Here is a 202-nt window from a genome sequence, read left to right as displayed (position 1 = left end):
TGACCCACAGCGTCCCGGAATAATCCACATAGACGTCGATGTTGTTGGCCGCGAGTGCCTGGAAAATCACGCTGGAGCCGAGGCCCTCGCGCGTCGAGGCCTGCAATCCCGCCGCCTGCAGCCGCTGCTCGATCAGCGCGGAGAGCACATATTGCTCGGCAAACGTTTTGGCGCCGACGACGTAGGTCGACGGCGCCCGTGC

Annotated in this window: 1 protein-coding gene; it reads right to left on the bottom strand. The window is 64.4% G+C overall.

What is annotated here, in order from left to right:
* A partial coding sequence (locus FNJ47_RS49705; RefSeq protein WP_283811421.1) for a glycine betaine ABC transporter substrate-binding protein occupies positions 1-202 on the bottom strand: 202 nt, incomplete at both ends.

It is taken from the genome of Bradyrhizobium uaiense (assembly GCF_010811875.1).
Taxonomy (GTDB): domain Bacteria; phylum Pseudomonadota; class Alphaproteobacteria; order Rhizobiales; family Xanthobacteraceae; genus Bradyrhizobium; species Bradyrhizobium uaiense.
This window is presented reverse-complemented; position numbering and strand designations above follow the sequence as displayed.